A 25,779-nucleotide genomic window follows, 5' to 3' on the forward strand; every position below is an offset into this window, starting at 1 on the left:
ACCGTTCCATTAGGACGGTTCATACCCTTTCACCGTTCAGCGCCAGGCGGCGTCGTAGCGGGATTGGTGGCCGGCGTCGCGTTCGGCGGTGCGTTCCTTGCGGGCCTGTTCCGCGGCGCCGTGGGGGTAGCCGTATCTGGTGATTCGGTACTCGGTGCTCTCGATCGCGTAGGACACCGCGAAGTACATGCCCACGATCAGGCCGAGGGAGCCGCAGGCCAGTGCGAGCTGCCATGGGCCGCCGAGGCCGAGCAGCAGCCCGAGCGTGATCGCCGTGGACAGCGGGAGCATCCGGAGCAGGGCGCGGACCGCGAACCACACCATCCATTGAGGACCGGTCGCGTCGGCGAAGACCCATTCTCGGTAGCGCGGCGGGAGTTTGCCGCCCAGCAGGTACCAGAGTCTGCGGGGCGCGGAGGGCCGGTTCACGGCTTGGCCGCTTCGATGACCTGGGTGAGCGCTTGGTGCAGACGCTGCAACTCCGGCAGGTCCATGCCCAGCCGCTCGACGACCGCGGGTGGAATGAGCAGGGCGCGCTCCCGCAGCGCCAGGCCTTCCTCGGTCAGCGTGACCGCCAGCAGCCGCTCGTCGGCGCCGTCGCGGTCGCGGCGGAGGTAGCCGATCGCCTCGAGGCGTTTCAGCAGTGGAGACAGGGTGCCAGGATCGAGTACCAACAGCCTGCTCAACTCTTTGACCGACAGCGGCGCCCGCTGCCACAAAGCCAGCATGACCAGGTATTGAGGGTGGGTCAGCCCCATAGGTTCGAGCAGCGGCCGATAGATCCCGACGACGCCGCGTGCGGCGATCGACAGCGCGAAGCAGACCTGTCGTTCGAGGGCCAGCGGGTCCTCGGCGTCGAAAGTTTGTGCACCAACCATTGGCCCACCATAGATGAGGTCAGCGGTCGAGAGGAGCCCGAGAGGGCAGGGTCACTCGCAGCCGACGCCGTCGTTGTTCGGGTCGAACCGGTGCCGGTCGGGCGCGCGGACCGGGAAGCGCCGCTGGGGGATCTGGTAGCAGTCCAGGTCCGGGCCGGTGAGCGCGAGGCACATCGTCGGGTAGGACGGGTCGCAGCCAGGCTTCGTCGACAGCGGTGTGGCCGATGACGGTGCCGCGGCCGTCTCGCTCGTCGTGGTCGCCTTCGGCTTCGTGGAGATGGCCGGTTTGGTGACCTTGGTCGTCGTCGTGCGGACGGAAGTCGACGTGGCGGTCGTCGGCGGCGCTGTCACCGCGGCGGTGATCTCCGCTGTCGTCGTGCTGGGCGGTGCCGCCGCGGGTGCCTTCAACGGCGCCGCGACCAGCGGGGTCGCGTCCGGCGCGGGCAGGACGGCCCCCGCGATCAGGATGAGCGCGAACGCGATGGCCGCCACCGCGACCGCGTGCCCCCGGTCCGGGATGAACGCGAACCGCGCGTGTCCCACGACCGCGGCGAAGGCGGCGATCGCGAGCACCGGCAGCGCCACGGCGATCAGCATCACACCGACACCGCCCGCGACGAGGGCCGCGATGGCGGTGATCGACCAGATGATCCCGATGACGACGCGCGGCAGGGCAGATCGGCTCATGCCCTGGCTATCAATTCCACCCGACCGTCAGTTACCGACGCTACGCAATCGTGATCGTGTTCTTCGGCATTGCGGGTGTCTTGGCAGCGGAGTCTCGCTTTCGCTGCCTCTGCGCGTGGCTTTTCAATGGCGCCATCGGGTACCGTGCGGCTAATTGACTGTCGTGTGGCTCGAATGGGTCGGGGGACCCACAGAGGGACTTCGGGCGCCGCGCTGACTTGGGGAGATCACACTGTCACGCACTTCTGTGCGTCGAGCCGGAAACCGGCTCGGCGCGGCTGTGCTCGCGCTGCTCATGAGCGCCGCCATGGCCACCACCGCCGCCGCCCAAGAGACCGATCCCGTGAGTCCCTCCGCGGAGCCCACGGCGACCGAGTCCGCCGTCCCGACGTCCACTCCGGACCCGACGTCGCCCGAGGCGACCACGACCGAGCCCGCGCCGACGACAACCGAATCGTCGCCGTCCGAAACTTCCACCGACACAACGACTTCGTCGGAATCGACGTCGTCGAGCGCGCCTGCCACTTCGACGTCCACGACGCCGTCGCAGCCTGCCAAGGCCGCCGCGCAGCTGCCGAACGTCGGTGTCACAGCGTCCTTCGACAAGGCCGAGTACGTCACCGGTGACGACGTCCGGGTCACCGTCCGAATCACCAACAACAGCGACGTCGATGCCAAGGGCGTGCGGGCCTACGCGTCCGGCCACATCGACAACTACGGCCAGTGGGGCGACCTCGGCCAGGACGGCGGCGCGACCATTCCCGCGCGCGGCGTCCGGGAAGTGACGATCACCGGCGCCATCCTCGGTGTGGAGGGCGGCGAGATCAGCTTCGCCGTCAATGTGGTCGTCGACGGCGGCGACGCCGACCAGGTCGACAATTTCGATCTGGTGTCCGCGCCCGTGGCCCCGGCCAAGGGCCGTTTCGGCGGAATGATCTACAGCGACCACAACGGCAATGGGGCGTTCGATTCCGGCGAGGGCATCACCGGCGTCCAGGTCGGTATCCAAGGCGGTGTGCCGTACAGCTCCGATGTCCGCTACACGGACAGCGCCGGGCGGTTCGACTTCGGCGAGCTGAACGCGGGCGGCTACAGCGTGAGCTACAGCGCGCATGGCTACTCGATCAGTGGTGTCACCGGAAGCGACCGGGAGACCCTGAACATCGGCGGCGACCGGTACGCGGCCGTCAAGCTCCTGGCCACGCGGTCCCTGGACCAGTTCCTGGGCGTGAACATGCGCCTCGACAAGACCACCTACGCCGTGGGCGACACCGTGAGCACGCGTGTCACGCTGACGAACCGAGGCCCCCAGCCCCTCAGCGGGGTCACAGCGTCCTGCGGAATGGGCAGTTCGATCGGCGGTGGCGTCGGCTGGGGCGACCTGGCCACCGGAGGACCGGGCGTCTCCGTCCCCGCGGGCCACTCCGTGGTCGTGTCGGTCACCGACGTTGTGCCCGAGAGCGCGGGCGCGGCAGGCTTTCTGAGCGCTAGCTGCTCGTTCCTTGCCGCGGGCTATTCGACATCCGGCGTGCCGCGGGCCGAGGCGTCCGCGCGGGTGAGTGGCGCGCTCGGCTCAGGGCACGGTTCGGTGCGGCACGCCCCGGACGGTGGCCTGGGCGCCGCGGTCGCCGGTGTCAAGGTGCTGCTGCTCGACGAGCACACCGGTGCGACGGTCGCCGAGACGGTCAGTGACTCCGAAGGCGAGTTCCGCTTCTCCGACCTGCCGGTCGGCATCTACGACGTGCGCACTGACGGGCCGTGGGTAGTGACGTCGTACAACCGCTTCCCGATCCGGGCCGATGGCCTGGGCGGGGCGTACCTGTTCGTGCAGCCGGACGAGGCGGGCCAGGGCCGCCTGGCCAACCTGAAGGTCTCGGTGAGCTTCGACCGGGACACATATACCTCTGACCAGCCGGTGAAGGCCACGGTCACCGTCACCAACATCGGCAGCGCCGCCGCCAAGAACGTCCGACTGCTGACCGGGCCATCCAGCAACTATTGGCCGGAGACCGGCGGCGGTTGGGGTGAACTCGAGTACTCACGTGGCACCACAGTCGAAGCGGGACAGACGCGGACCTTCGAGTTCGTAGGGAACCCGATGTCGATGACCGGGGACTCAGCCACGGTCGTCTTCGAAGGTGGGCTGCTCGCAGAACCGCAGGACATGAACAGGGACAACAACTCCTTCTTTGTCCAGGCATCGGTCACCAAGGTCGTCGGCGAGTACAGCGGGATGGTGTTCGCCGACAAGAACGGCAACGGCAGCGCCGATGAGGGCGAAGGCCTCAGCGGGGTCCAGGTCAGCGCGACCGGCGGCAGGCCCCTCTCGATGCGCTCGACAACCACCGACGCCGACGGGCGCTTTGCGTTCGACGACCTTCGCGCGGGCCAGTACGCCGTCTACTTCTCGGAAGGCGCGCACGGCTGGATCCCGCTCGGCGAGAGCGGGGATGGTTACGACCGATTCACCCTGACGGCCGAGGGGCGCAAGAATGTCGCGATCCGCGCGGTTCGTCCGCTCACGGACGTGTTGTCGGGAACCTTTGAGTTCACCGCCGACTCGTACAAGGTTGGCGAATCCGCGAAGGCCATGGTGACCCTCACCAACTCCGGAACCGCCGAGCTCAAAGGCGTCCGCGCGAACTGCTGGTCCGGCGATGGGTATCACGACAACACCAAGGGCTGGTTCCCCATCGGTCACACCGACCCGGGCGCCGATCTCGAGCCGAGTGAGACTCGGACGTTCGAGGTCGCGGACATCATCACCGACTTCGACCGTGAGCTGGGATATCACGACGTCGGCTGCGAGTTCGTCGCCAACGGGCATCCCGATACGGGCGCTCCACGTGCTCGCGACAGTGTGTTGGTGCTCGGCGCGCTGGGAACCAGGTCCGGCGAGCTCGTGCACGACGCGAACGGCGACTGGGAGATCGGCGACGACGAGCGGCTCGCCGGCGTCAAAGTCCAACTCGTGAACATGACCACCGACGAGGCGATCGCGGAGACCCGCACCGACGCGGCGGGCCGGTTCACCTTCAGTGACGTCCAGGCAGGCCGCTACCGCGTGCACGTCGTCGGCCCGTGGGCGTTCAAGTGGGAGGGCGACGGCCGGTTCTACATCTTCGCCGGGGAGAGCGAGTACGACGCGCGGTTCTTCATGGTGCCTGGACCTGAGCAGCCTGAGCTGCCCATCGTCAAGCCCGTGCCGACCGAGCCCACCCCCGTGCCCGGCGTCCCGACCCCCGGCGTCCCGGCGCCTCAGGCCGGAGTCGCTCCCACGGCGAGCACCGGCGGCGATGAGTTGGCACAGACGGGTGCCAGCGTGCTCGGCCTGACAGTGCTCGGTCTCGCTGTGCTCATGGCGGGTGGGATCACTGTGATGGCGACCAAGCGCAGGCGAACTTACTGATAGCGACAGAAAGCAGGGGCGGTGCCGGATGTTCTGGCACCGCCCCTGTGCTTTGGGTAGAGCTCAGGTCAGTTCGCGGTCCCGGGTCTCGGGCAGCCCGAACAGCGAGATCACGACGAGCGCGTAAGCCAAAGCACCGAAGGACATCGCGCCGCCGATGCCGTAGTGGCCGGCGAGAACCCCGATGGCGGCGGGGAAGAAGGCGCCGACCGCGCGGCCGAAGTTGTAGGTGAAGCCCGGACCGGCCCCGCGCGCCCGGCTCGGGTACAGCTCGGCGAGGTACGCGCCGAAGCCGCTGAAGATGGCCGACGAGCAGAAACCCAGCGGGAAGCCCAGGAACAGCACGTAGCCCGCCGCGGAGGGCGGTAGCTGGGTGTAGAGCATCAGCAGGGTCGCGCTGAGGACCGCGAAGATGCGGAAGGAGTGCTTGCGCCCCAGGCGATCGGACAGATACCCGCCGGTCAGGTAGCCGAGGAACGCGCCGGTGATCAGGAAGGCCAGGTAGCCGCCGGTGCCGATGACGGTCAGGCCGCGCTGCTTGCTGAGGTACGTCGGCAACCAGGTGGCGAGCGTGTAGTAGCCGCCCTGGCAGCCGGTGGCCAGCAGTGACGCGAACACCGTGGTGCGCAACAGATCCCGGCGGAAGATCGCCCGCAGCGAGCCGCGGGCGGCGGCCTTGTGCTCGGTGAACACGGGCGCGTCCTCGACCCCGCGCCGCAGGTAGACGACCAGGATCGCGGGCAGCGCGCCGGTGATGAACAGGACGCGCCAGGCCAGGTCCGGGTCGACGAGGTGGAACACCACCGTGTAGACGATCACCGCCGCGCCCCAGCCGACCGCCCACGAACTCTGGATGACCGACGCGACGCGGCCGCGGTGGCGGGCGGCGGTGTACTCCGCGACGAGGATCGCGCCGGTGGCCCACTCGCCGCCGAAACCGAGGCCCTGCAACGCCCGCAGGACGAGCAGCGTCTCGTAGTCCTGCGCGAACCCGCACAGCGCGGTGAACAGGGCGTATGTGACCACCGTGATCATCAGCGTCCGGACCCGGCCGATCCGGTCGGCGAGCACGCCCGCGATCACGCCGCCCACCGCGGAGAACACCAGCGTCGCCGTGGACAGCAGCCCGGTCTGACCGGTGCTCAGGCCGAACGACGACGCGATGGCCGCGAGCCCCAGCGGGAGCACCCAGAAGTCGTACGAGTCGAGGCCGTAACCGAGGAACGCCCCGACAAATGCCTTGCGCCCCTTGGCTGGGAGCTCTCGGAACCAGCTCATCGCAGGCTCGGTCCGGACTGTGCTCATGCTCCACCCCGCTCGCTCGATGGCACCGTCACCCCCGTACCGTAGGGATTGTTCAACAATCTGACAATGGGACGATCAGACAATTACCCTGGAAGGACGAGTGGGAGGAAACCGTGGCATCGGTCGACATCGTCGGGCGGCTCACCGAGCTGGTCCGTGAGCGGCGGCAGGGGCGCAGCAGCGCGGCCGACGTCGCCGCGTCGGCGCTGCGCGACCTGATCATGGAAGGCGCGCTGCCGCCGGGCAGCCGGGTCACCGAAGAGGCGTTCATGGCGCCGCTGGAGGTCTCCCGCAACACCCTGCGCGAGGCGTTCCGGCTGCTCACCCACGAGAAACTGCTGGTGCACAAGCTCAACCGGGGCGTGTTCGTGCGCAGCCTGGTCCGGGCCGATGTCCGTGACCTCTACCGGGTCCGCAAGGTCGTCGAGTGCGCCGCGCTGGCGCAGGCGACCGAGGCGGGCGTCGAGCGGATGACCGCGGCCGTCGAGCGCGGTGAACGGGCCGCCGCCGAGGGCCGCTGGGTCGACGTCGGCACCGCCAACATCCGCTTCCACCAAGCGATCGTGAGCCTCGTCGGCAGCCCCCGGCTCGACGAGATGATGCGCCAGGTCGGCGCCGAACTGCGGCTCGGCTTCCACGAGATGGGCGACCCGCGCTCGTTCCACGAGGGCTACCTGCGGCGCAACCGCGAGATCCTCGACCGGGTCAAGGGCGGCGAGCCGGAACGAGCGGAGGAACTGCTGCGGCGGTACCTCGACGACGCCGAGAGTGAGATGTTCGACGCATTCCTCACGCGCGACAGGAAACTCACGAACTAGTGTCCACATCTGTGGGATGGACACAATGACGACTTGGGAAGCCATCGCCGTCGTGCTGGCGGGGATCTTCGCCGGCGGGATCAACACCGTCGTCGGCTCCGGCACGCTGGTCACGTTCCCGGTGCTGCTCGCGGTCGGGTTTCCCCCGGTTGTGGCCAATGTGTCCAACACCCTGGGCTTGGTACCGGGATCGATCACCGGCGCCGTTGGCTACCGACGCGAACTCGCCGGACAACTCCCGCGACTGCTGCGGCTCGGCGCGGCATCCCTGGTCGGCGGCGTCGTGGGCGCGGTCCTGCTGCTGGTCCTGCCACCCGGCGCGTTCGAGACGATCGTCCCGATCCTCATCGGACTCGCGCTGGTGCTGGTCATCCTGCAGCCGTGGCTGGCCCGCAAACTGACTGAGCGGCAAGGGGAACGGCACGTCCACGGTGGACTGGCGCTCCTCGCCGGGGTGTGCGCCACCGGCATCTACGGCGGCTACTTCGGTGCCGCGCAAGGGGTTCTGCTGCTCGGCCTGATGGGCATCCTGATGGACGAGAGCCTGCAGCGGATCAACGCGGTCAAGAACGTCCTCGCCGCCATCGTGAACCTCGTGGCGGGCATCGTCTTCATCTTCGTCGCCGACGTGGCCTGGGACGCGGTCGCGCTGATCGCCGTGGGCGCAATCGTGGGCGGGCTCATCGGCGCGAAGGTCGGCCGCAAACTGTCGCCGACCGTGCTGCGCGCGGTGATCGTCCTGGTCGGACTCGCCGCGATCTTCCAGCTGCTGACCCGGTGACGGCGTGTCCATTGAGGACACGCCGGCACCGGTTCGATCAGCGCGGGAAGGACGTGGCGGCGGCTAGGAAGGCGTCGTTCTCGTCGGGCGTGCTGATGGTGACGCGGGCGCCCTCGCCGACGAACGCGCGGACGACCACCTTGTGCGACAGGCAGTGCTCGTTGAACGCCGCCGTCCGCTCACCCAGCGGCAGCCACACGAAGTTGGCCTCCGTGACCGGAACCTCGTAGCCCGCCTCGATCAGCGCGGCGCGCACCCGGCCGCGCTCGCCGACGATGTCGCGGCAGCGGGCCAGCAGCTCGTCCTCGGCGTCGAGCGAGGCGATCGCGGCCACCTGGGCGACCATGTTGACCGCGAACGGTACGAACACCTTGCGTACCGCGGCCGTCACCGCCTCGGGCGCGATCAGGTAGCCCACGCGCAGACCCGCGAGGCCGTACGCCTTGGAGAAGGTGCGCAGCACGGCGACGTTGTCGCGGCCCGCGGCCCACTGCTCCTTGGCCAGCTCCACGCCGTCGGCGATGTCCGGGTTCTCGACGAACTCGCCGTACGCCTCGTCGATGATGATCAGCACGTCGTCGGGCACGGCGGCGATGAACCGCTCGATCGCGGCCTTCGGGTGCGCTGTACCGGTCGGGTTGTTGGGGTTGCACAGGTAGATCAGCCGGGTCTTCGGCGTGACCGCGGCGGCCATCGCGTCGAGGTCCAGCTCGTGTCCGTCGGTCAGCGGGACGCGCACCTGGGCGGCGCCGACGACCTGGGTGATGATCGGGTAGGCCTCGAACGAGCGCCACGCGAACATGACCTCGTCGTCCGGCGTGCAGGTCGCCTGGACGAGCTGCTGGCACAACGTCACCGAGCCGCAGCCGACGGCCACCTGGTCCTCGGACACGCCGAGCTTGCGGGCCAGCCGCGCGACCAACTCGCCCGCGCCGCTGTCCGGATAGCGGTTGATGTGGCCCGCCGCCTGGGCGATCGCCTCGACCACGCTCGGCAGCGGGCCGAGCGACACCTCGTTGCTGGCGAGCTTGATCGCGCCCGGGATTGACTTACCCGGCACATAGCCGGGCAGCGCGTCCAGGTCGGCGCGAGTACGCACACTCATCGAAGCTCCTCGTCGTCACGGGTGGCGGCCACGCTGCCGCTGCCCCGAATCTAGCCCGATACGGCGGGTGAGCGGGTGATCACGTTGACGAGGACACACCCACCCGTGGTTGGCTTGGTCATGGCCCAGACCCGCACCGAGGACTTCCGGCTGGCCGATGGCCGCGCGCTGCGCCTCACCTACGCCGAACCCGACCGAGTGACCCGCGGCGGTCTCGTCGTGCTGCACGAAGCCCGCGGCATCACCGAGGCCGTGCTGGCCATGGTGGCCGGGCTGGCCGCCGAGGGGTGGCTGATCGTGGTCCCGCACCTCTACGAAGGCGGGTCGGCGGAAGTCGACCACGCGGAGGCCCGCGACAAAGTCAGTGAACTGTCCGGGGAGTCCGTGCTCGCCGCGACCGACATCGCGTTCGCCTGGCTCGCCGAGCACAAGGTGAACCTCGACCGGATCGGCGTCATCGGCTTCGAACTCGGTGGCGCGGTAGCCCTTGTCGTCGCCGCCAGCCGCACGATCGGCGCCGCGGTGACCGTGGCGGGCGGCGGGATCATCGAGCCGCTGTCGGCCGGTCTGCCCCCACTGGTCGAGGTCGCCGCGGACCTGCGGGTGCCGTGGCTGGGCCTCTACCGAACCGAGGGCGACGACATCACCGAGCAGCAGGTGGAGAAACTGCGCGACGCCGCGGCCACGGCGTCGGTCGCGACCGACGTGGTCCGCTTCGCCTTCGAGACCGGCGGCTTCGAAGCCTGGCAGCGCGCCCTGAACTGGTTCGACGCGCACCTGCGCTGACCTGGCGGGGCTCGGCGCCCCGCCAGGCCGCTGGCGTCAGACCGCGACGGCCATCTCGACGACGTCCGAGCCGACGGTGAGTTCGGGCTCGGTCTTCTCGCGCACCTCTTCGACACTGACCCCCGGCGCGGTCTCGCGCAGGACCAGGCCGTCGGCGGTGATGTCGATGACCGCGAGGTCGGTGATGATCCGCTGCGCCACCCGCAAACCGGTGTAGGGCAGCGAACACTCGTTGACGATCTTGTACGAGCCGTCCTTGGCGACGTGCTCCATGAGCACGACGACGTGCTTGGCGCCGTGCACCAGGTCCATCGCGCCGCCCATGCCCTTGACCATCTTGCCGGGGATCATCCAGTTGGCGATGTCACCGACCTTCGAGACCTGCATGGCCCCCAGGATCGCGGCGTCGACCTTGCCGCCGCGGATCATGCCGAACGACGCGGCGGAGTCGAAGAACGAAGCGCCCTTGCGCAGGGTCACCGTCTCCTTGCCCGCGTTGATCAGGTCGGGGCTCTCCTCGCCCTCGTACGGGTACGCGCCGACGCCGAGGATGCCGTTCTCCGACTGCAGCACGATCTCGACGTCGTCGGGCACGTAGTTCGGGACCAGGGTGGGAAGCCCGATGCCGAGGTTGACGTACGAGCCGTCCGACAGCTCGGCGGCCGCGCGGGCGGCCATCTGCTCACGGGTCAGTGCCATGCTCAGGCCTCCAGCTTCGGACGGACGGTACGGCGCTCGATGCGCTTGTCGGCGGCCTGCTCCGCGGTCAGCGGGACGACTCGCTGGATGAAGATGCCCGGCAGGTGGACCTCGTTGGGGGCCAGCTCACCCGGCTCCACGAGCTCCTCGACCTCGGCGATGCTGATGCGGCCCGCCTGGGCGCAGAGCGGGTTGAAGTTCTGCGCGGAATCGCGGAACACGAGGTTGCCGTGCCGGTCGCCCTTCCACGCCCGCACAAGGCCGAAGTCGCACACGATGGCGTGCTCCAGCACGTAGTCCAGCCCGTCGAACTCGCGGACCTCCTTGGGCGGCGAGGCCACGGAAACGTTGCCCTCGCTGTCGTAGCGCCAAGGCACCCCGCCGTCGGCCACCTGAGTCCCGACCCCGGTCCGCGTGTAGAACGCCGGGATTCCCGCGCCGCCTGCCCGCAGCCGCTCGGCCAGCGTCCCCTGGGGGGTGAGCTCGACCTCCAGCTCGCCGGACAGGTACTGGCGGGCGAACTCCTTGTTCTCACCGACGTAGGAGCTCGTCATCCGCGCGATCCGGCGCTCGCGGAGAAGCATCCCCAGACCCCAGTCGTCGACCCCACAGTTGTTGGACGCCACGTCCAGTCCCGTCACGCCTTTGGCGAGCAAGGCCTGAATAAGCACGCTCGGGATGCCGCACAACCCGAACCCGCCCACGGCCAGGCTCGCGTTGTCCGGGATATCGGCGACCGCATCGGCGGCGCTGCGGACGACTTTGTCCATGTGTGCCCCTCCTTCTGGGTGTGGCAATCGCGACTCTAGCGGGGGCGGGGCGGGTGTCGATGTGGCTGAGGACCACCTTCCTGGGCCCTGGGTGTGGGCGGGCGGTAGTTGGCGGCTTTGACCTGCGGATTTGCTGTTGGGAGGGGGGCGTTTTGCCTCTCACCTGGGGGCCTGTGTAGTCTTATCGCCGAGCGGCTTGGGGCTCCCCGGGAGGCTTCGCCTAGTCTGGTCTATGGCGCCGCACTGCTAATGCGGTTTGGGGTAACCCCCCATCCCGGGTTCAAATCCCGGAGCCTCCGCTGTACTACTCGGTCCGCCGAGCACAACTGAACACGCGCCCGTAGCTCAACGGATAGAGCATCTGACTACGGATCAGAAGGTTAGGGGTTCGAATCCCTTCGGGCGCACCACTCGAAACCGCAGAGAGACCTCGTCTAGCTGCGGTTTTGTTTATGTTCCGGCATTGCCACCCCCTCTCGCTATTGGTCCCGCTTGGGTGCCCGAGCGTTTGTCTGGGCGCCCGCGGGATGAGCGCGACGGTCGCCTCGGCGGCGTCGCGGGCCAACTCGGGTAGTACCGACGTGTAGAGGTCACTGGTCGTCTGGAGAGTTTCGTGCCCGAGTGTTTCCTGGATGACCTTCAGGTCGACCTTGGCGGCGAGCATCATCGTGGCGGCCACGTGACGCAGGTCATGGAAGCGGATCGGTGGCAGTCCGGCCCCGGCGATGAGTGCGGCGAACCGGTCGCCGAGCCAGCTGGGCCGCAGATCCGCGCCGTCCGGCCTCGTCCACACCCGTCCGGAGCCTGCCCAGTCTGAGCCCAGGCGTAGCCGGGTTCGCGCAGCAAGATCCGGCGCAGGTAGTCCTGCTCGACGACGGCCAGGCCGCGGCCGACGCGCTCTCGCAGCGCCCGGGGTGATCGTGCTCTTTCCGCAGCCCGACGGCCCGCGCAGCACGATCAGCTTCGTCGCCGGGGTCATCGGGGAGCCTATTCCGCCTGGTAGCCGATCTCGGTGGCGAAGGGCTTGCCAAGCAGGCGCAGCGTCTGGCAGGAGAGGGCTCGTCGCAGGCTGGGCACGATCCGGGCCCCATGTGCAGGGCGGCGAGTTGGCGCTTGGCCTCGATGGAGGCTCGGTGGGTTCCGGGTCGAGGTCGTGCCACTTCTCCCAGGCCGATTGCTTGCTCTGGTGCAGGGCGGTCGCGATCTCCGACCAGCTGCGGCCGTGGGCTCGGGCGGTGGCCACGGCGTTGAGTTCGGGGCCACCCAACCTGCAAAAACGCACCACATCACGCACAGTGGATGCGGGGTTCCGCAGGGGTGAGAGCCCGCAACGAAGGAGCAAGCCGTGTCATTTCCCGAAGACCGGGGCCGCGTTGTCCGGATTACGTTCGACATCGTGTACCCCACTGGCCAGCTCAAGACCGTGGCGATGAACATGTCTGACAGCGATTGGGGCGACACAGCGCTCATCGCGTTGAGCGAGGAAGGAATCCACGACATCGTCGCACCAGGTCTTGGAGTACACATCGGTGCAGAAGCAGCTGACGGAGCGGTCCGGGCGTTCGATACCAAGGAGACCGACGATGCTCCATTCAAGCCCGCGATGCTCATCGTCGCAAATGACGGACGTATCGATCCCAGATGTGGTGCTCACGGGAGCGTTTCGCACGCAGAAGCCGACAATCCCATCGGGCGATTCATCTGAGCAGCCGCACCCGCTGGTCCGGGGCGGAGTCGACGTGGGGAACGCTGCCCGAAGCTCGGCTGCGAGCCGGTCCAGCGCGGCCAGGTCGACCTCGCTGCGGATCGGCAGGGGGTGGACGATGGTGCTCGGTCGGTACCGCGCTGGTGTGGGGCGGCGACTGTGCACCGCACGAAGCTAACCATTGGAGTCGAGCACAGCACCGCACGGACGCTGCGGTGGTATCGGTGACGATCACTCGATGTGATGAACTTGGGGCTCGACCAACGTATCGGACAAGCCGATTGCCTGGGGGTATCACGCAGCGTAACAGGGCCCTTCGGATCTGCGGGTTGCCAGTTGAGCCACAATCTCTACGTGAATCTGGGCAAACGAGACCCGGTCCCAATGGGGGACCAAGCTGAGCAGTACGCAGAGGTCATCGAGGTGTCACCGTCGATGGCGAAAGCTTGGCTGAAAAAGATGGCACCAAATCGGAGTATCAGCAGGAAGCGGGTGAAACATCTCGCAAACCTGATGAAGATGGAACGATTTAAGCTCAATGGTGAAACCATCAAATTCGACGAGGAAGGTTGGCTTATAGACGGGCAGCATAGACTTGCTGCGATTGTGTTCGCCGATATACCCGTGGTGATGTATGTTGCTCACAATGTTCCGCGGTCGGCGATTGTGTCGATCGACATGGGACGATCCCGGTCATTGACCGACCAACTGCGTGTCGCATACAACTACCGCAACCCGGGTGATCTGGGAACTATAGTTCGCATGATCTTGGAATGGAATGAGACCGGGTGGATCTCTCAGAAATCATTTCGGCAGGTTGATCCAGACGAAGTGCATGACTATATCCGTTCGAATCCGGATGTCATCGAACTTCCGAGGGTTGCTACAGGCCTGGGCGGGGACCTTGTCACTGCGATCATGAAAAGAAATCAGTGCGGTTTCTTGATGTGGCTGCTCTCCCGAGTGGATGCAGACGACGCCAAGCGATTTATGAACAATCTGGTCAATAGTGTTGCGGATTACGAGAACGATCCCTGCGTGCTACTGCGGAAGCACCTGCTCAAGCTCCGTAATGACCGGTACGGAGATGTCAAGCGGAATATTGTGCTGGGGTTGACTATCCAGAATTGGAATAAGTGGCGCGACCGGCAGCCGGTCAAATTGATCCGTGTACCGCGTTCGGGGCAACCTTGGGACGTCAGTAGTTTTCCCAAACCGATCTGACCAGAAACCTAGAGCGGGAGCAGGTCTCGACGCCGAGACCTGCTCTCCTGCATATGAAAGCGCATCAATGTCTCAGGTTCTTCACCAGAAATTCGGACTGGTGGCAGGTTGAAGGAAAAACGTTCCACGTCCGTCCAGTTGCCGATAAGCCGCTCTTCTCAGGCAGGAGACGTTCTTCATTCGAAGTCAGAAAATAGCACCGGGCACCCTGAGACTCGATCGGGTCTGGAGGGCGAAATTGAATACTTGACTCCTGAGAAGTTTGTCGATCACCATATCCTCGATCGTGTGCCCTGGCTCTTTCCGTCGTGGTGGTCATATCGCGAATGGAAGAGTGAACTTGCCGCAGGTCTCAACGTCGATCCGCATGACATCATTGTGGTCGGAAGTGCTGCATTGGGCTTCAGTCTGGCGCCATCAAAGGACCTGTCAGCATTCCATGACGGCTCGGACATTGATGTTGCTGTAATCAGCACTTGGCATTTTGAGGCGGCCTGGCGAGAACTGCGTGCAATTGATGCGATTGATCGACTGCATAGAGGCGGAGCTGAAGCGGACTACTTGAGCTGGCACCGTCGTGACCTGGTCTACAGTGGCGCCATCGCGACGGACAAGGTCCTTCACCTGCTCTCTTTCGGCCACTTGTGGACTATAGCATTTGCGCATGCCGCGAACCGTGATCCGACAATTGGACGAGAAATACGCGCACGAATCTATCGCGATTGTGAATCTCTGCGGATATACAATGTCAAGAATGTCCGTAAGCTGCGCAATCGGCTGATCTATGCTTCCATCGACGAAGACGAGCCAGATGATGCAACGAACTGAAGAGTATCCACAGAGATTTCTGGAAGTAACCCATCATACCGTGTCGTGGTTCTGGCAGCGGCTTCAAAATGACGAGCTTGATATGCGTCCGCCATTTCAACGTAATCCGGTTTGGCAAGTTCGCCAAAAGGCATTATTGATCGACTCTATACTCCGAGGATTCCCAGTCCCGGAGCTTTACATACAGACGAATGTGAATGGCGAAGGCGAAGAGAGCCATGTCGTCGTCGACGGGCAACAGCGAATTCGGGCGTGCCTTGAGTTCCTCACAAACAAGTTCCCGTTGGGGGACGAATCGGATCATCTTGGCGGCTTGAAATTCGAACAGCTTCCGAGCGTCGAGCGACGGAGGATCTTCGAATACAAATTTGTTGTCCGAGTATTGCCTGAACTTTCCAATGAGAAAGTTCGGGAGATATTTGGAAGACTTAACATCAATAACATAGCGCTCAATAGGCAAGAAATTAGGCATGCTACCTATTGGGGCGACTTTATCTCATGCATGGAGGAGATTAGTCGACGAACCTTCTGGTTGAAGTCTGGCATATTTAGCAGCAACGATATCCGGCGTATGAATGATGTTGAATATGTCAGCGAACTTGCAATCGGCGTCTTGTTTGGGCCGCAGAACAAAAAGGCCAACCTTGATCACTATTACGCCGCTTTCGAGGAGGAATTTCCAGATCGCCCAAAGACCGAGTCGATCTTCTCTTCGGTTCTAGGCGAACTTGAACAGCTGGCGACTTGGCCTAACAAGCTTCGATGGTCGCGTAAAGTGGACTTCTATTCCCTCTTCCTGGTGCTGGGAGGCATGGTTTCGGAGCTACCGTTGGATCGAACTGAACGGGCTTTGGTATCAGGTCGACTAGTGGATTTCTCGATGGCAGTAAATCGGCTAGTGTCTGTTGCGGACGACAGGAAGCGGAATTCGGATGAGGTCGATGCTCGGACAATGGCGTACGCACGTAGCGTACGCAATTCAAGTGATCTCAGCAGTCGGCGGACAAGGGTCGCAGCCTTGGATGCCTTCCTTCGCGGAAAGCCCATATCCTTCGAGCCGACACAGGTGAGAACGCGCGATCCGCTCCGTTCCCTGCCTTCCGCTGAAATTTTGATGTCTCGGACTGGCGAAATATTGGAGGATGAATAGAAAATAGTTGCGACTCAATTAGGCAGAAGACTACTTGGATTGCTGGGAGACGCTGGCTCCGGCGATGGCGTCGCGGCCGAGGAGTTCGGCGGTTTCCGGGGTCAGTAGCCTTCCGGCCACGTCCGGGTCGCAGCCGATTCGGCCCAGGCGGGCGCGGATGGCGGCGGGGGAGCGGCCGCGGGACTTGGCCAGCTCGCGGATCGAGGTGGTGGCCGGGGTGGATGACGGTTGGGCGAGCCAGTCCTCGCGCAGCGAGGCGTCGTCGTCGGGGGTCCAGCGGGCGTGGGAGTTGGCCACCCGGGGGCGGGCCTTGCCCTCGAAGATCGCGATGGTCGCGAGGGCCTGGCGGACCAGGCCCGCTGCTTCCGTGGCGCCGCCTGGGGGCAGCTTGATCGTTCCCTCGGCGACGATGTCGCCGTTCTCGGCCGCGCCGAGGAGTTCCAGGGACGTGGGGGACGCGGTCAGGGCGTAGGTGACGCCGTGGACGGTGCTCGTGAATTCCATGGTGAATGCCATGTGGTCACGTTACGTCGCCGGGCCGATACGGCGCGGAAGTTATCCACAGGGGTCAGGATTGTGGGTGCTTTCCCAGGTGGTGTGGGGTGCGCTCGTCGGCGTCGAGGTCCGCCGTGCGCTCGCGTTCCTCACGCATGATGGTGGAGAACGTCTGGTTGGCCCGGCGCAGGCTCCAGATGAGGAAGGCCGCGAACAGCACCGCGGTCACGATCCACAACGTAGCCGTCATCCTGATCAACTCGCCTCGCCCTAGGCCCTATCTCAAGGTTCCCACCGGACCGGGCGTCGAAACAGCACATTTTGGTCATTGCCGGTTTGGATCAACGGATTCCGCTCCAACGGAGCAACCTAGTACACCGTGCGTCACGGAAGCTCGGCCCCGATGGCCTCTTCAGGAGTCGGGTGGACGGTCTTCTCCTCGGACTTGGCAGGCAGCGTCTCCCGGGCGGGCAGCCACACCAGGGCCGCTGCCAGCGACAACGCCCCGGTGGCGACGAAGGCGGCGGTGTAGGACAGCCGGTCCGCGAGCATGCCCGCGATGACCGGGCCCAGGATGGCGCCGATGTCGGCGACCATCTGGAACGACGCCAGGACCTGGCCGCCGCGGGCCTTGCCGATGACGTCGGCGACGGCGGCGCTCTGCGGCGGGCTGAGGATGCCGGTTCCGAGCCCCGCGATGGCCGTGACCAGGAGGAACGCCGGCACCGACGTGGTGTAGCCGATCGAGATCGTGGCCAGGCCCGCGACCGTCAGCCCGATGAGCACCGGCGGTTTGCGCCCCCACCGGTCCGACAGCTTGCCGGAGAACATCAGCATCGCGACGTTGCCCGCGGCGAACACGGCTAGCGCCGTCCCCGCGAAGGAGTCCTCTTTGTTCAGCACCTCGGTGATGAACAGCGGCACCAGGGACACCCGGACGCCGAAGGCGGCCCAGCCGTTGGCGAAGTTCGAGGCGAGGGCGGCCCGGTAGCCGCTGTCGCGCAGCGCGGTCCGCAGCGGCATGTCGGGTTGCGGGTCGTCGTTCGCTGACGCGATGAGGGTGGAGTTTCGCAGCGCCAGCCACACGATCAGGATGGCGACGACGAGCGCGGCCGCGTAGGCGAGGAACGGCGCGCGCAGCGAGATGGTGATCAGGCCGCCGCCGACGAGCGGGCCGACGACGGTGCCGAGCAGGAAGCTGGTGCCCCACAGCCCGGTGGCCTTGCCGCGGACCCCCGCGGGGGTCAGGTGGATCAGCAGCGCGATGCCGGACACGGTGAACATCGTGGAGCCGATACCGCCGAGCGCCCGCACGGTGACCAGCTGCCAGTAGTCGTTGGCGAACGCGCAGGCCCCGGTGCTGGCCGCCACGATCCACAGGCCGATCAGGTACACCCGCCGCTCGCCGATGCGGCTGAGCAGGGCGCCCGCCGCGGGCGCGAAGACTAATCGGGCCACCGCGAAGGCACTGACCACAATGGACGCCGCGGTCACGCTGACGTTGAAACTTCGGGCGAAGGTGGGCAGCGCGGGCGCCACCAGACCGAAGCCGATCGCGATCACGAAGTTGGCCGAGACCAGCACCCACACTTCACGGGGAAGGGTCTCGGGCCGTTCCAACGTTGCAACCGACACCCGAGACCGCCCCCAGAGAAGTTGTTCAGCGCGCGCACTGTAGGTCGGGATGACCTGATCGGGTCAACCCGTTTACCCGCGCGCGCATTCCGTCAGCCGAGGTCCCGTCGACGGAAACCCACGATTCCCAGCCCGAAGAGCACGATCGCGACAGCGGAGAGCCACAGGAACGGTGTCGGCGTGAACTCCGCGCCCGGGAGTTTGGGGACGTGGGTGAACGGCGAGACGTCGAGCATCGGCTGGCTGAGCCGCAGCGCCGGTCCGAACAGGGTGATCAACGCGAACACCCCGACCAGGGCCCACGCGGCGGTCGTCGCCTTCGGCAGCAGTCCGAACAACAGTGCGGCGATCGCTCCCGCGACCCAGACCGCCGGTAGCTGCGCGAGCGTCCCGCCGAGGATGCCGCCGACCTGCCCGAGGTCGCCGACCCGAAGACCGTGCGCGAGGCCCATCGAGAGCCCGGCGGACGCGAGGAGCACCGCGGAGCCGACGACGGCGAACGCGAGATGGCTCACCACCCATGAGACGCGGCTGACACCGGTCGCGAGGACCGGTTCGGCGCGCTCACCGGTCTCCTCGGATCGCGCGCGTAGCGCCGCCTGGGTCGCGTACATCGCCGTGACGATCCCCAACATCCCCGCGATAGCGGCGATGAACGAGTCGACCAGGCTCTGGGCCGCGCCCATCCGCTGCATGATCTCGCGAATCTGCTCGTTGCTTCCCACAAGGTCGACGATGCCGTTGGCGATCGACCCGAACACCGCCGCCATGATCACCGCGCCGACGGTCCAGCCGAGCAGGGCGCCGCGCTGCAGCCGCCAGGCCAGCCCGAACGCGTTCGACAGCGACGGCGGTGCGTTGACCGGTCCGGGCTTGCCGGGCAGCAGGCCCGCGCCGAGGTCGCGCCGCGAGACCAGCTGGTAGGCGCCCGCGGCGAGCACGGCGGTCGCGACCACCGCGAGACCGAGGGGCCACCACAGGTCCTCGATGAACGGCTTCGCGCGCTGCGGCCACGCCAGTGGGGACAGCCAGGACAGCCAGTCGAGCGAGACCGTCGAGTCGCCGACCCCGCGGACCAGGAACGAGCCGCCGAGAACCGCGCACGCGATTCCGTTCGCGGAACGGGAGTACTCGGTGAGTTGCGCGGTCACCGCGCTGATCGCGGTGAACACCAGGCCCGCGCTCGCCACGCCGAGCCCGAGCACGAACGAGCCTGACGCGCTCAGTCCTGCCCCGGTCAGGCCCAGACCGATGGCCAGGCCGATCACCACGTTCGCCCCCGCCGCGGTCGCGATGGCCGCGGTCAGCGCGGCGTGCCTGCCGACGACGCCGGACCCGATCAGCTCGAGCCTGCCGCTGTCCTCCTCCGCGCGGGTGTGCCGGGTGACGGTGAAGACGCTCATCAGCGCGGCGAACAACGCGAGGAACAGCCCGTAGCGCCAAGCGGTGAACCCGCCCGCCGTGCTCAGGTCGTACGCGGGCCCATAGAGCACCGCGAGCGACGGGTTCGCCCCCGCGGAGGCGCTGAGCATCGCGCGCGAAGCCGCGTCCGGATAGAGCTGTTCATAGGCGGCGACCGTGGTCGCCGGGGTCAGGCCGAGCAGCACGATCCAGATCGGCAGGATGATCCGGTCGCGGCGCAGCGCGAGCCGGATGAGCGTCCAGGTGCCGGTCATCGCGCCACGTCTTCCTGGTAGTGGCGCATGAACAGCTCTTCCAGTGTCGGTGGCTGGCTGGTCAATGACCGGATACCGGAGTGAGTGAGCGCGCGCAGCGCGGCGTCGAGTTCGTGGCTGTCCACGTCAAACGACACGTGGTGGTCATTGACCTTGAGGTCGTGCACACCGGCGAGGGACGCGAGTCCGTTCGGGGGCGTGGCGAGTTCGGCGGTGATCGTCGTGCGGGTCAGGTGGCGCAGCTCGGCCAGGGTGCCGGTCTCTACCGTGCGGCCCGCGCGGATGATGCTCACCCGGTCGCACAGGCTTTCCACCTCGGCGAGGATGTGGCTCGACAGCAGCACCGTGCGGCCGCGGTCGCGCTCCTCGGCGACGCACTCCTGGAAGACCGACTCCATCAGCGGGTCCAGGCCCGAGGACGGCTCGTCGAGCAGCAGCAGTTCGACGTCGGAGGCCAGCGCGGCGACCAGGGCGACCTTCTGCCGGTTGCCCTTGGAGTACGTGCGGCCCTTCTTGCGCGGGTCGAGGTCGAACCGTTCGAGCAGGTCCGCGCGCCTGCGCTTGTCCAGGCCGCCGCGCAGCCTGCCCAGCAGGTCGATCACCTCGCCGCCGGAGAGGTTGGGCCACAGCGAGACGTCGCCGGGCACGTAGGCCAGCCTGCGGTGCAGTTCGGTGGCGTCAGCCCACGGGTCGCCGCCGAGCAGGGTGGCGTTGCCCGAGTCGGCTTTGAGCAGCCCGAGCAGGACCCGGATGGTCGTGGATTTGCCCGCTCCGTTGGGGCCGAGGAAGCCGTGGACTTCCCCGGTCTTCACCGTCAGGTCGAGCCCATCGAGCGCACGGGTCCGGCCGAAGGTCTTGACCAGGCCGGACACCGAGATTGCCGTTGTCATGATTCACAAGCTACTCTTGTTTCACAACTTTGTGAATGTTCTGAAGACGATGCGACCTGAGAAGGTGAACCCGTGACCGATTCCAAGGATGACGATGTGGCGCGCTTCGTGGAGCGCTTCGCACTGCTGCTCTCCGAAGCAGGAATGGCACGGATGCCCGCTCGGGTGTTCACCCGCCTGCTCGCCACCGATTCCGGCCGGATGACAGCGGCCGAATTGGCCGAAGCGCTCGACGTCAGCCCCGCCGCGATCTCCGGCGCGGTGCGGTACCTCGACCAGGTCCACCTCATCCACAAAGGACGGGAGCCGGGCGAGCGGCGTGACCACTACGCCGTCGACGACAACACCTGGCTCGAAGCGATCACCAACCGCGACAAGCTCTACGACGCCTGGAACTCCGCGCTCACCGACGGCGCGGAAGCGCTCGGCACGGACTCGCGCGCGGGCAAACGGATAGACGACACGCGCCGGTTCTTCCTGTTCCTCAAGGCAGAGACCGCGGCTATGCAAGAGAAGTGGCGCGCGCAGGAAGCGGCTCGCTGATGCGCGCGACCCTCGCCACCGCCGCACTGCTTCCGGTGCTCGCGGTCCAGGGCCTCACCCTGCGCCGCACCATTCCGCGCCTGCCCGGCGCCGAAGGCCCGACCACGGGGGCGGCAGGCGAGGGTGAGCCGCTGCGGCTGGCCATTCTCGGTGAGTCGACCGCCGCGGGCGTGGGCGCGCGGACCCATGACGTGGGCCTGGCAGGCCGACTCGCGGCGGCCCTCGCCGACCGTGGACACGCGGTGAGCTGGCAGGTCTCCGCGAGGATCGGCGCCAACGCCCACGTGACCCGCACCGAGCTGGCACCCGCCCTGGACCCGGCCGACGTCGTGGTCGTGGTGCTCGGCGTCAACGACGTGATCGAGTTCCACTCCGCCGCCCGCTGGACCCGCGACCTGCTGCGACTGCTGATCGACCTGCGCGCGACGCACGGCCGGATCGTGCTCGCCGGTGTCCCGCCGATGGCCCGGTTCCCGGCGCTGCCCCGCCCGCTGCGCTCCGTCCTCGGCCTGCGCGCCGCCGAGCTCGACGCGGCGGCCGCGCGCGTCGCCCGGCGGGTGCCAGGCGTCGCGCACGTCCCACTGCCGCACGAGTTGATCGACGGCGACCTCTTCTGCGCCGACCGGTTCCACCCGTCCGAGGGCGGCTACGCCCTGTGGGCCGACGGGCTCGCCGACGCCGTCAGCGCTGCGCGGCGCTGATCAGCTTGCGGCTCAGCATCTTGATGCCCTTGTTCAACCCGAACCGGAGGATCGGCCCGGTCCCGGGCACCAGCTCGGTGAAACTCGCCCGCCACACGACCTCCGTGCCGCCGTCTTCGCGCGGGGTCAGCGTGATCTCGCCCTGGTAGTCCTTCATCGGCGACGGAGTCCGCAGCGCGTAGACGTGGCGGCGGTCCTGCTCGTACTCCAGGGTCTCCTCGCGCACAAGCACCGGTTTGCGGCCCAGCAGCCGCACCCCGCCGACCCCACCGGGCGCCGGGTCGCCGAGCCGCTCCAGCGAGGAGTGCGCGATCACCGGGCCCGCCCACTCCGACCAGCGAGCGCCGTCGGCGACCAGGGCGAAGATCGTCGCCGCGTCGGCGCGACTGCTCGCGGTGACCTCGACGGCGTAAGTCTGTCGGCTGATGACCATGAAGTGCCTCCTGTGCGCGGGAACCTCATCGTTACACGCGCCCTTGTAGCCTCGGGCGCATGACCTCTGGGGAGACCGCGCTCGCGGACGAACTGCTGGACGCGCTGATGGACGCCGACCCGCTCGGCGCGAGCCTGATCGGCCTGCCGGGCTATGACGACCGGCTCTCCGACCCGTCGGAGGAGGCCGAGCAGCGGCTGCGGTCGAAGATCGCCGACATCGCGGCCCGGGCCCAGGACTCGGCCGACGTCACCGGGCAGGTCGTCGCGCAGCAGGCCCGCGCGGCGATCGACCGGATCGACTCGCGGATGATCGAGTACACGATCTCCGACTTCTTCGTCGGACCCGCCGCGGCGCTGCTCACCTTCCTGCCGATGGTCGCCCTGCCGGACGCCGAGCGCGCGAAGGCCTACCTGACCCGGCTGCGCGCGGTGCCCGAGCACCTCGACGGGGTCACCGAGCGGCACCGCGCCGGGATCGCCGCCGGACGGGTGCCGGTGCGCAGGCTCGTCGACGCCGCGGTCGCGCACCTCGATCGCTACCTCGGTTCACCGGACACCGACCCGCTGTTGTCGCAGCAGTTCGATGACGCGGAGTTCAACGCCGAGCGCGCGCGGATCGTCGGTGACCTGGTCCGACCGGCGTTCGCCCGCTATCGCGAGACGCTCGCCGAGGAGTTCGCCCCGCACGGCCGGTCCGACGACCGTCCCGGCCTGTGCGCGCTGCCCGACGGCGAGGCCGCCTACGCCGGGCTTTCCCGGGCCCACACCACGACCGATCGCACCCCGGAGGACCTGCACCAGACCGGTCTCGACCTCATCGCCGCCCTGCGCGAGGAGTACGCCGAGATCGGCGAGCGGGTATTCGGCGTGCGCGACCAGGCAGAGATCTTCCAGCGGATGATCACCGACCCGGCCATGCGCTGGCGCGACGGTGAGGAACTGCTCGCGCACGCGCGCACGACCATCGAACGGGCTGAGGCCGAGGCGCCGAAGTGGTTCGGCACACTGCCCGGCCAGCGCTGCCAGGTGCAGCCGGTCCCCGCCGCCGAGGCGCCGGGCGGGCCCGCGGCGTACTACATGCCGCCGTCACTCGACGGGCTGCGACCCGGGGTGTACTTCGCCAACACCGACCGTGCCCACGAGCGCGACCGGTTCGTCGCCGAGGTCACCGCGTTCCACGAAGCCGTGCCGGGGCACCACTTCCAGCTGACCATCGCCCAGGAGCTGACCGGCCTGCCGACGCTGCGCAAGCTCGCCGACGTCAACGCCTACACCGAGGGCTGGGGGCTCTACACCGAGCGGCTGGCCGAGGAGATGGGTCTCTACAGCGGCGACGTCGACCGGCTCGGCATGCTCTCGATGGACTCGCTGCGGGCGGCGCGGCTGGTGGTGGACACCGGCCTGCACGCGAAGGGTTGGAGCCGGGAGCAGGCGCTGTCCTACATGCGTGAGAACACCCCGCTTTCCGCGCTCGAGATCGGCAACGAGGTCAACCGGTACATCGCGTACCCGGGTCAGGCGCTGTCCTACATGGTCGGCAGGCTCGAGATCCTGCGTATCCGCGCGGCGGCCAAAGACCGGCTGGGTGCGGCGTTCGACATCCGTGGGTTCCACGATCTGGTTCTAGGCGGCGGACCGCTGCCGCTGTCGGTGCTCGCGGAGGTTGTCGAGCGCTGGGACGGCTGAGCCCCAACGGTTTCCTGAGATCGGCGGGCTCCTCCCAAGGTCGGCATAATCCGCGCGATGAGCCACACGACGATCCCGCGGTCGCATCCCCGCCGCGCCACGGGGCTGCTGATGATCGGGATCGTGCTGGCGGCCCTGCTCGTGTCCGGGTGGGCGCCACGCGAACGCGGTACTTGGCTGCTGGAGGTCGTCTGGGTGCTGATCGCCCTGCCGCTCGTGTTGTTCACCCGGCGCCGGTTCCCGTTGACGACCCTGCTGTGCTGGCTGCTGGTCGTGCACGCTCTGGTGCTCTGCTACGGCGGGCACTACACCTATGCGATGACGCCGCTGGGCGACTGGGCGCGTGACGCGTTCGACCTGTCCCGCAATCACTACGACCGGCTTGGCCACCTGGTGCAGGGTTTCGTGCCCGCCATCCTGGTGCGCGAACTGCTGCTGCGGCTGACTCCGCTGCGGCCGGGCGGCTGGCTGTTCGTCCTGGTGAGCTCGGTGTGCCTGGCGGGCAGCGCGTGCTTCGAGTTCGTCGAGTGGGGTGCCGCTGTGGTGCTCGGATCCGGGGCGGACGCGTTTCTCGGCGCGCAGGGCGATGTGTGGGACACCCAATGGGACATGGCGCTGGCGCTCGTGGGCTCGGTCCTCGCCCAGCTCTCGTTGGCCCGGCTGCACGACCGCCAGCTTGGGCAGCCTAGTTCCGCCGCGCGCTCTCGATGATCTTGCGGGTGGTCGCGCCGGGCAGGGACTTCGGGCTGTCCGGCCCGCCCGCCAAGTCGTTGGTGACCACCAGCAGAGCGGCGCCGCGGTCGCCTAGTCCCGTCGCGAGAACAGTCACCTCGGCATCCTTCGGCAGGCACGCCTCGGCTGCCTTCGGGCTGATCTTCGCCGTCACCACCACAGCCTTCTTGCCGTCGACGAGCGTCGACTCGGTCGCGGGCGAGTCGACCCGGGCGCCGGGGTAGTAGGTGTCGGCGAAAGCCTTGGCGAAGGCCGCGGCGGTCGACTCCGGATCGAGGGGCTTGGCCGACTTGCTCTGCGCCGCCGCCCCGACCACGCGCGCCCGGGACCGTCGGGTGCCCGCGCAGTCGTAGACGCCGTACTCGGCGACCCCGGTGAAGCTGACGCCGAGCACCTCGACGGCGTCGTTGGACGCCACCCAGTCCGTCGGAACCGCGTAGGTCAGCCGGGCCGGGGTGTTGACGATGGAGCTGGTCGACGGCGGGGCGCTCCTGGTGGCCGGGGCGGGCGTCAACGCGGGAACCGCCTCGGGGGTACCGCCATTGCGGTTGATAACCCCGATGGCGATAACGGTTCCGACAATGGCGATGATCGCGATGATGCTCAGCGTCGCGGGCAATAGGGACCTGGTCGGAGCGGGCAATTCGGTGAAAGTGGACAGTGGCGGCGAGCCGCTTACCGGGGTGTGTTCACGCTGCGGATCTTCGCTCGGCCAACCGGTCACGCACCGACTTTAGTGCGGGTGCGACAACCCCGTATTCGGTTCGCGGCGAGCGCCACTCCACCTCGGTTTCACCCAGCGGTACTGGCCACCCGGTTAGGGGTCACCCCAGTGACGGGG

Annotated in this window: 26 protein-coding genes, 2 tRNA genes and 1 pseudogene; 14 read left to right on the top strand and 15 right to left on the bottom strand. The window is 67.4% G+C overall.

The window, feature by feature from the left end:
• Window positions 1-36: 36 nt before the first annotated feature.
• Genes C8E96_RS09095 through C8E96_RS09105 form a run of 3 tightly spaced genes read right to left on the bottom strand, consistent with a single transcriptional unit; the run spans window position 37 to window position 1,565 of the window.
• Complete coding sequence (locus C8E96_RS09095) at window positions 37-429, bottom strand: DUF5313 family protein (protein ID WP_091380328.1); 393 nt, start codon at window positions 427-429, stop codon at window positions 37-39.
• Window positions 426-878: a MarR family winged helix-turn-helix transcriptional regulator gene (locus C8E96_RS09100; protein WP_091380325.1), complete on the bottom strand. Its 453-nt coding sequence runs from the start codon at window positions 876-878 to the stop codon at window positions 426-428. The genes C8E96_RS09095 and C8E96_RS09100 overlap by 4 nt, the downstream gene beginning before the upstream one ends.
• Before the next feature lie 51 nt (window positions 879-929).
• Window positions 930-1,565: a hypothetical protein gene (locus C8E96_RS09105; protein ID WP_091380320.1), complete on the bottom strand. Its 636-nt coding sequence runs from the start codon at window positions 1,563-1,565 to the stop codon at window positions 930-932.
• A gap of 247 nt (window positions 1,566-1,812) precedes the next feature.
• Here C8E96_RS09105 and C8E96_RS09110 point away from each other — a divergent pair, with 247 nt between their 5' ends.
• Entirely contained in the window at window positions 1,813-4,974 is a 3,162-nt protein-coding gene (locus tag C8E96_RS09110; RefSeq protein ID WP_133794285.1) for an SdrD B-like domain-containing protein, read from the top strand.
• Window positions 4,975-5,037: 63 nt separating this feature from the next.
• Here C8E96_RS09110 and C8E96_RS09115 read toward each other — a convergent pair whose 3' ends face one another.
• On the bottom strand, window positions 5,038-6,279 hold the full coding sequence (locus C8E96_RS09115; RefSeq protein WP_091380313.1) for an MFS transporter: 1,242 nt from the start codon (window positions 6,277-6,279) through the stop codon (window positions 5,038-5,040).
• Between the two features lie 113 nt (window positions 6,280-6,392).
• On the opposite strand from C8E96_RS09115, the gene C8E96_RS09120 reads away from it, so the two are divergent.
• Entirely contained in the window at window positions 6,393-7,097 is a 705-nt protein-coding gene (locus C8E96_RS09120; RefSeq protein ID WP_228770099.1) for a GntR family transcriptional regulator, read from the top strand.
• Window positions 7,098-7,122: 25 nt separating this feature from the next.
• Window positions 7,123-7,878: a sulfite exporter TauE/SafE family protein gene (locus C8E96_RS09125; protein ID WP_091380308.1), complete on the top strand. Its 756-nt coding sequence runs from the start codon at window positions 7,123-7,125 to the stop codon at window positions 7,876-7,878.
• Window positions 7,879-7,915: 37 nt separating this feature from the next.
• On the opposite strand, the gene hisC is transcribed toward C8E96_RS09125, so the two are convergent.
• Window positions 7,916-8,983 (bottom strand): histidinol-phosphate transaminase, encoded by a 1,068-nt coding sequence (gene hisC / locus C8E96_RS09130; RefSeq protein ID WP_091380305.1) that lies wholly within the window; start codon window positions 8,981-8,983, stop codon window positions 7,916-7,918.
• A 120-nt stretch (window positions 8,984-9,103) separates the two neighbouring features.
• Here hisC and C8E96_RS09135 point away from each other — a divergent pair, with 120 nt between their 5' ends.
• A complete protein-coding gene (locus tag C8E96_RS09135; RefSeq protein ID WP_091380302.1) occupies window positions 9,104-9,769 on the top strand; it encodes a dienelactone hydrolase family protein in 666 nt (221 codons plus the stop codon).
• Between the two features lie 36 nt (window positions 9,770-9,805).
• On the opposite strand, the gene C8E96_RS09140 is transcribed toward C8E96_RS09135, so the two are convergent.
• A complete protein-coding gene (locus tag C8E96_RS09140; RefSeq protein WP_091380299.1) occupies window positions 9,806-10,468 on the bottom strand; it encodes a CoA transferase subunit B in 663 nt (220 codons plus the stop codon).
• 2 nt (window positions 10,469-10,470) lie between these two features.
• A complete protein-coding gene (locus C8E96_RS09145) occupies window positions 10,471-11,238 on the bottom strand; it encodes a CoA transferase subunit A (protein WP_091380296.1) in 768 nt (255 codons plus the stop codon).
• 209 nt (window positions 11,239-11,447) lie between these two features.
• Here C8E96_RS09145 and C8E96_RS09150 point away from each other — a divergent pair.
• Window positions 11,448-11,537: transfer RNA gene (locus C8E96_RS09150), tRNA-Ser, on the top strand.
• A gap of 35 nt (window positions 11,538-11,572) precedes the next feature.
• A tRNA-Arg gene (locus C8E96_RS09155) sits at window positions 11,573-11,648 on the top strand.
• A 176-nt stretch (window positions 11,649-11,824) separates the two neighbouring features.
• Here C8E96_RS09155 and C8E96_RS34600 read toward each other — a convergent pair.
• Window positions 11,825-12,217 (bottom strand): annotated as a pseudogene (locus C8E96_RS34600) (tyrosine-type recombinase/integrase); the annotation flags it as partial.
• Between the two features lie 366 nt (window positions 12,218-12,583).
• On the opposite strand from C8E96_RS34600, the gene C8E96_RS09170 reads away from it, so the two are divergent.
• From C8E96_RS09170 to C8E96_RS09185, 4 genes are all read left to right on the top strand, one after another.
• Window positions 12,584-12,943 carry a hypothetical protein gene (locus C8E96_RS09170; RefSeq protein ID WP_133794287.1) on the top strand — a complete coding sequence of 120 codons (360 nt, stop codon included), beginning with the start codon at window positions 12,584-12,586 and terminating at the stop codon, window positions 12,941-12,943.
• 354 nt (window positions 12,944-13,297) lie between these two features.
• A complete protein-coding gene (locus tag C8E96_RS09175; RefSeq protein ID WP_133794289.1) occupies window positions 13,298-14,167 on the top strand; it encodes a ParB N-terminal domain-containing protein in 870 nt (289 codons plus the stop codon).
• A gap of 246 nt (window positions 14,168-14,413) precedes the next feature.
• Window positions 14,414-14,995 carry a hypothetical protein gene (locus C8E96_RS09180; RefSeq protein ID WP_133794291.1) on the top strand — a complete coding sequence of 194 codons (582 nt, stop codon included), beginning with the start codon at window positions 14,414-14,416 and terminating at the stop codon, window positions 14,993-14,995.
• A complete protein-coding gene (locus C8E96_RS09185; protein WP_166657930.1) occupies window positions 14,982-16,145 on the top strand; it encodes a DUF262 domain-containing protein in 1,164 nt (387 codons plus the stop codon). Before C8E96_RS09180 ends, C8E96_RS09185 begins: the two co-directional genes overlap by 14 nt.
• A gap of 30 nt (window positions 16,146-16,175) precedes the next feature.
• Here C8E96_RS09185 and C8E96_RS09190 read toward each other — a convergent pair whose 3' ends face one another.
• The 5 genes from C8E96_RS09190 to C8E96_RS09205 all read right to left on the bottom strand — a co-directional run bounded on the left by C8E96_RS09190 (window position 16,176) and on the right by C8E96_RS09205 (window position 20,841).
• Window positions 16,176-16,661, bottom strand: coding sequence for a hypothetical protein (locus tag C8E96_RS09190; RefSeq protein WP_091380290.1), 486 nt, complete (start codon window positions 16,659-16,661; stop codon window positions 16,176-16,178).
• Window positions 16,662-16,713: 52 nt separating this feature from the next.
• Window positions 16,714-16,869, bottom strand: coding sequence for a hypothetical protein (locus C8E96_RS33170; RefSeq protein ID WP_166657931.1), 156 nt, complete (start codon window positions 16,867-16,869; stop codon window positions 16,714-16,716).
• A gap of 155 nt (window positions 16,870-17,024) precedes the next feature.
• Window positions 17,025-18,275, bottom strand: coding sequence for an MFS transporter (locus tag C8E96_RS09195; RefSeq protein ID WP_228770098.1), 1,251 nt, complete (start codon window positions 18,273-18,275; stop codon window positions 17,025-17,027).
• 92 nt (window positions 18,276-18,367) lie between these two features.
• Complete coding sequence (locus C8E96_RS09200) at window positions 18,368-19,951, bottom strand: ABC transporter permease (RefSeq protein ID WP_091380286.1); 1,584 nt, start codon at window positions 19,949-19,951, stop codon at window positions 18,368-18,370.
• Entirely contained in the window at window positions 19,948-20,841 is an 894-nt protein-coding gene (locus C8E96_RS09205; protein ID WP_091380282.1) for an ABC transporter ATP-binding protein, read from the bottom strand. Before C8E96_RS09205 ends, C8E96_RS09200 begins: the two co-directional genes overlap by 4 nt.
• Window positions 20,842-20,913: 72 nt before the next feature.
• On the opposite strand from C8E96_RS09205, the gene C8E96_RS09210 reads away from it, so the two are divergent.
• Both C8E96_RS09210 and C8E96_RS09215 read left to right on the top strand, forming a co-directional pair.
• Window positions 20,914-21,384, top strand: a complete 471-nt coding sequence (locus C8E96_RS09210; protein WP_228770097.1) for a GbsR/MarR family transcriptional regulator — start codon at window positions 20,914-20,916, stop codon at window positions 21,382-21,384.
• Window positions 21,384-22,085, top strand: a complete 702-nt coding sequence (locus C8E96_RS09215) for a GDSL-type esterase/lipase family protein (protein WP_091380613.1) — start codon at window positions 21,384-21,386, stop codon at window positions 22,083-22,085. Before C8E96_RS09210 ends, C8E96_RS09215 begins: the two co-directional genes overlap by 1 nt.
• Here the strand turns inward: C8E96_RS09215 and C8E96_RS09220 are convergent.
• Entirely contained in the window at window positions 22,066-22,518 is a 453-nt protein-coding gene (locus C8E96_RS09220) for an SRPBCC family protein (protein WP_228770096.1), read from the bottom strand. The genes C8E96_RS09215 and C8E96_RS09220 overlap by 20 nt on opposite strands.
• Before the next feature lie 59 nt (window positions 22,519-22,577).
• On the opposite strand from C8E96_RS09220, the gene C8E96_RS09225 reads away from it, so the two are divergent.
• Together C8E96_RS09225 and C8E96_RS09230 are read left to right on the top strand one after the other, a co-directional pair.
• Entirely contained in the window at window positions 22,578-24,206 is a 1,629-nt protein-coding gene (locus tag C8E96_RS09225; protein WP_091380278.1) for a DUF885 domain-containing protein, read from the top strand.
• 57 nt (window positions 24,207-24,263) lie between these two features.
• On the top strand, window positions 24,264-24,917 hold the full coding sequence (locus tag C8E96_RS09230; protein ID WP_091380274.1) for a DUF2238 domain-containing protein: 654 nt from the start codon (window positions 24,264-24,266) through the stop codon (window positions 24,915-24,917).
• Here the strand turns inward: C8E96_RS09230 and C8E96_RS09235 are convergent.
• Window positions 24,892-25,662 (bottom strand): hypothetical protein, encoded by a 771-nt coding sequence (locus C8E96_RS09235; RefSeq protein ID WP_133794293.1) that lies wholly within the window; start codon window positions 25,660-25,662, stop codon window positions 24,892-24,894. The two genes, C8E96_RS09230 and C8E96_RS09235, sit on opposite strands and share 26 nt — an antisense overlap.
• Window positions 25,663-25,779 lie beyond the last annotated feature (117 nt).

This window comes from Actinokineospora alba (assembly GCF_004362515.1).
In the GTDB taxonomy this organism is placed as follows: Bacteria; Actinomycetota; Actinomycetes; order Mycobacteriales; family Pseudonocardiaceae; genus Actinokineospora; species Actinokineospora alba.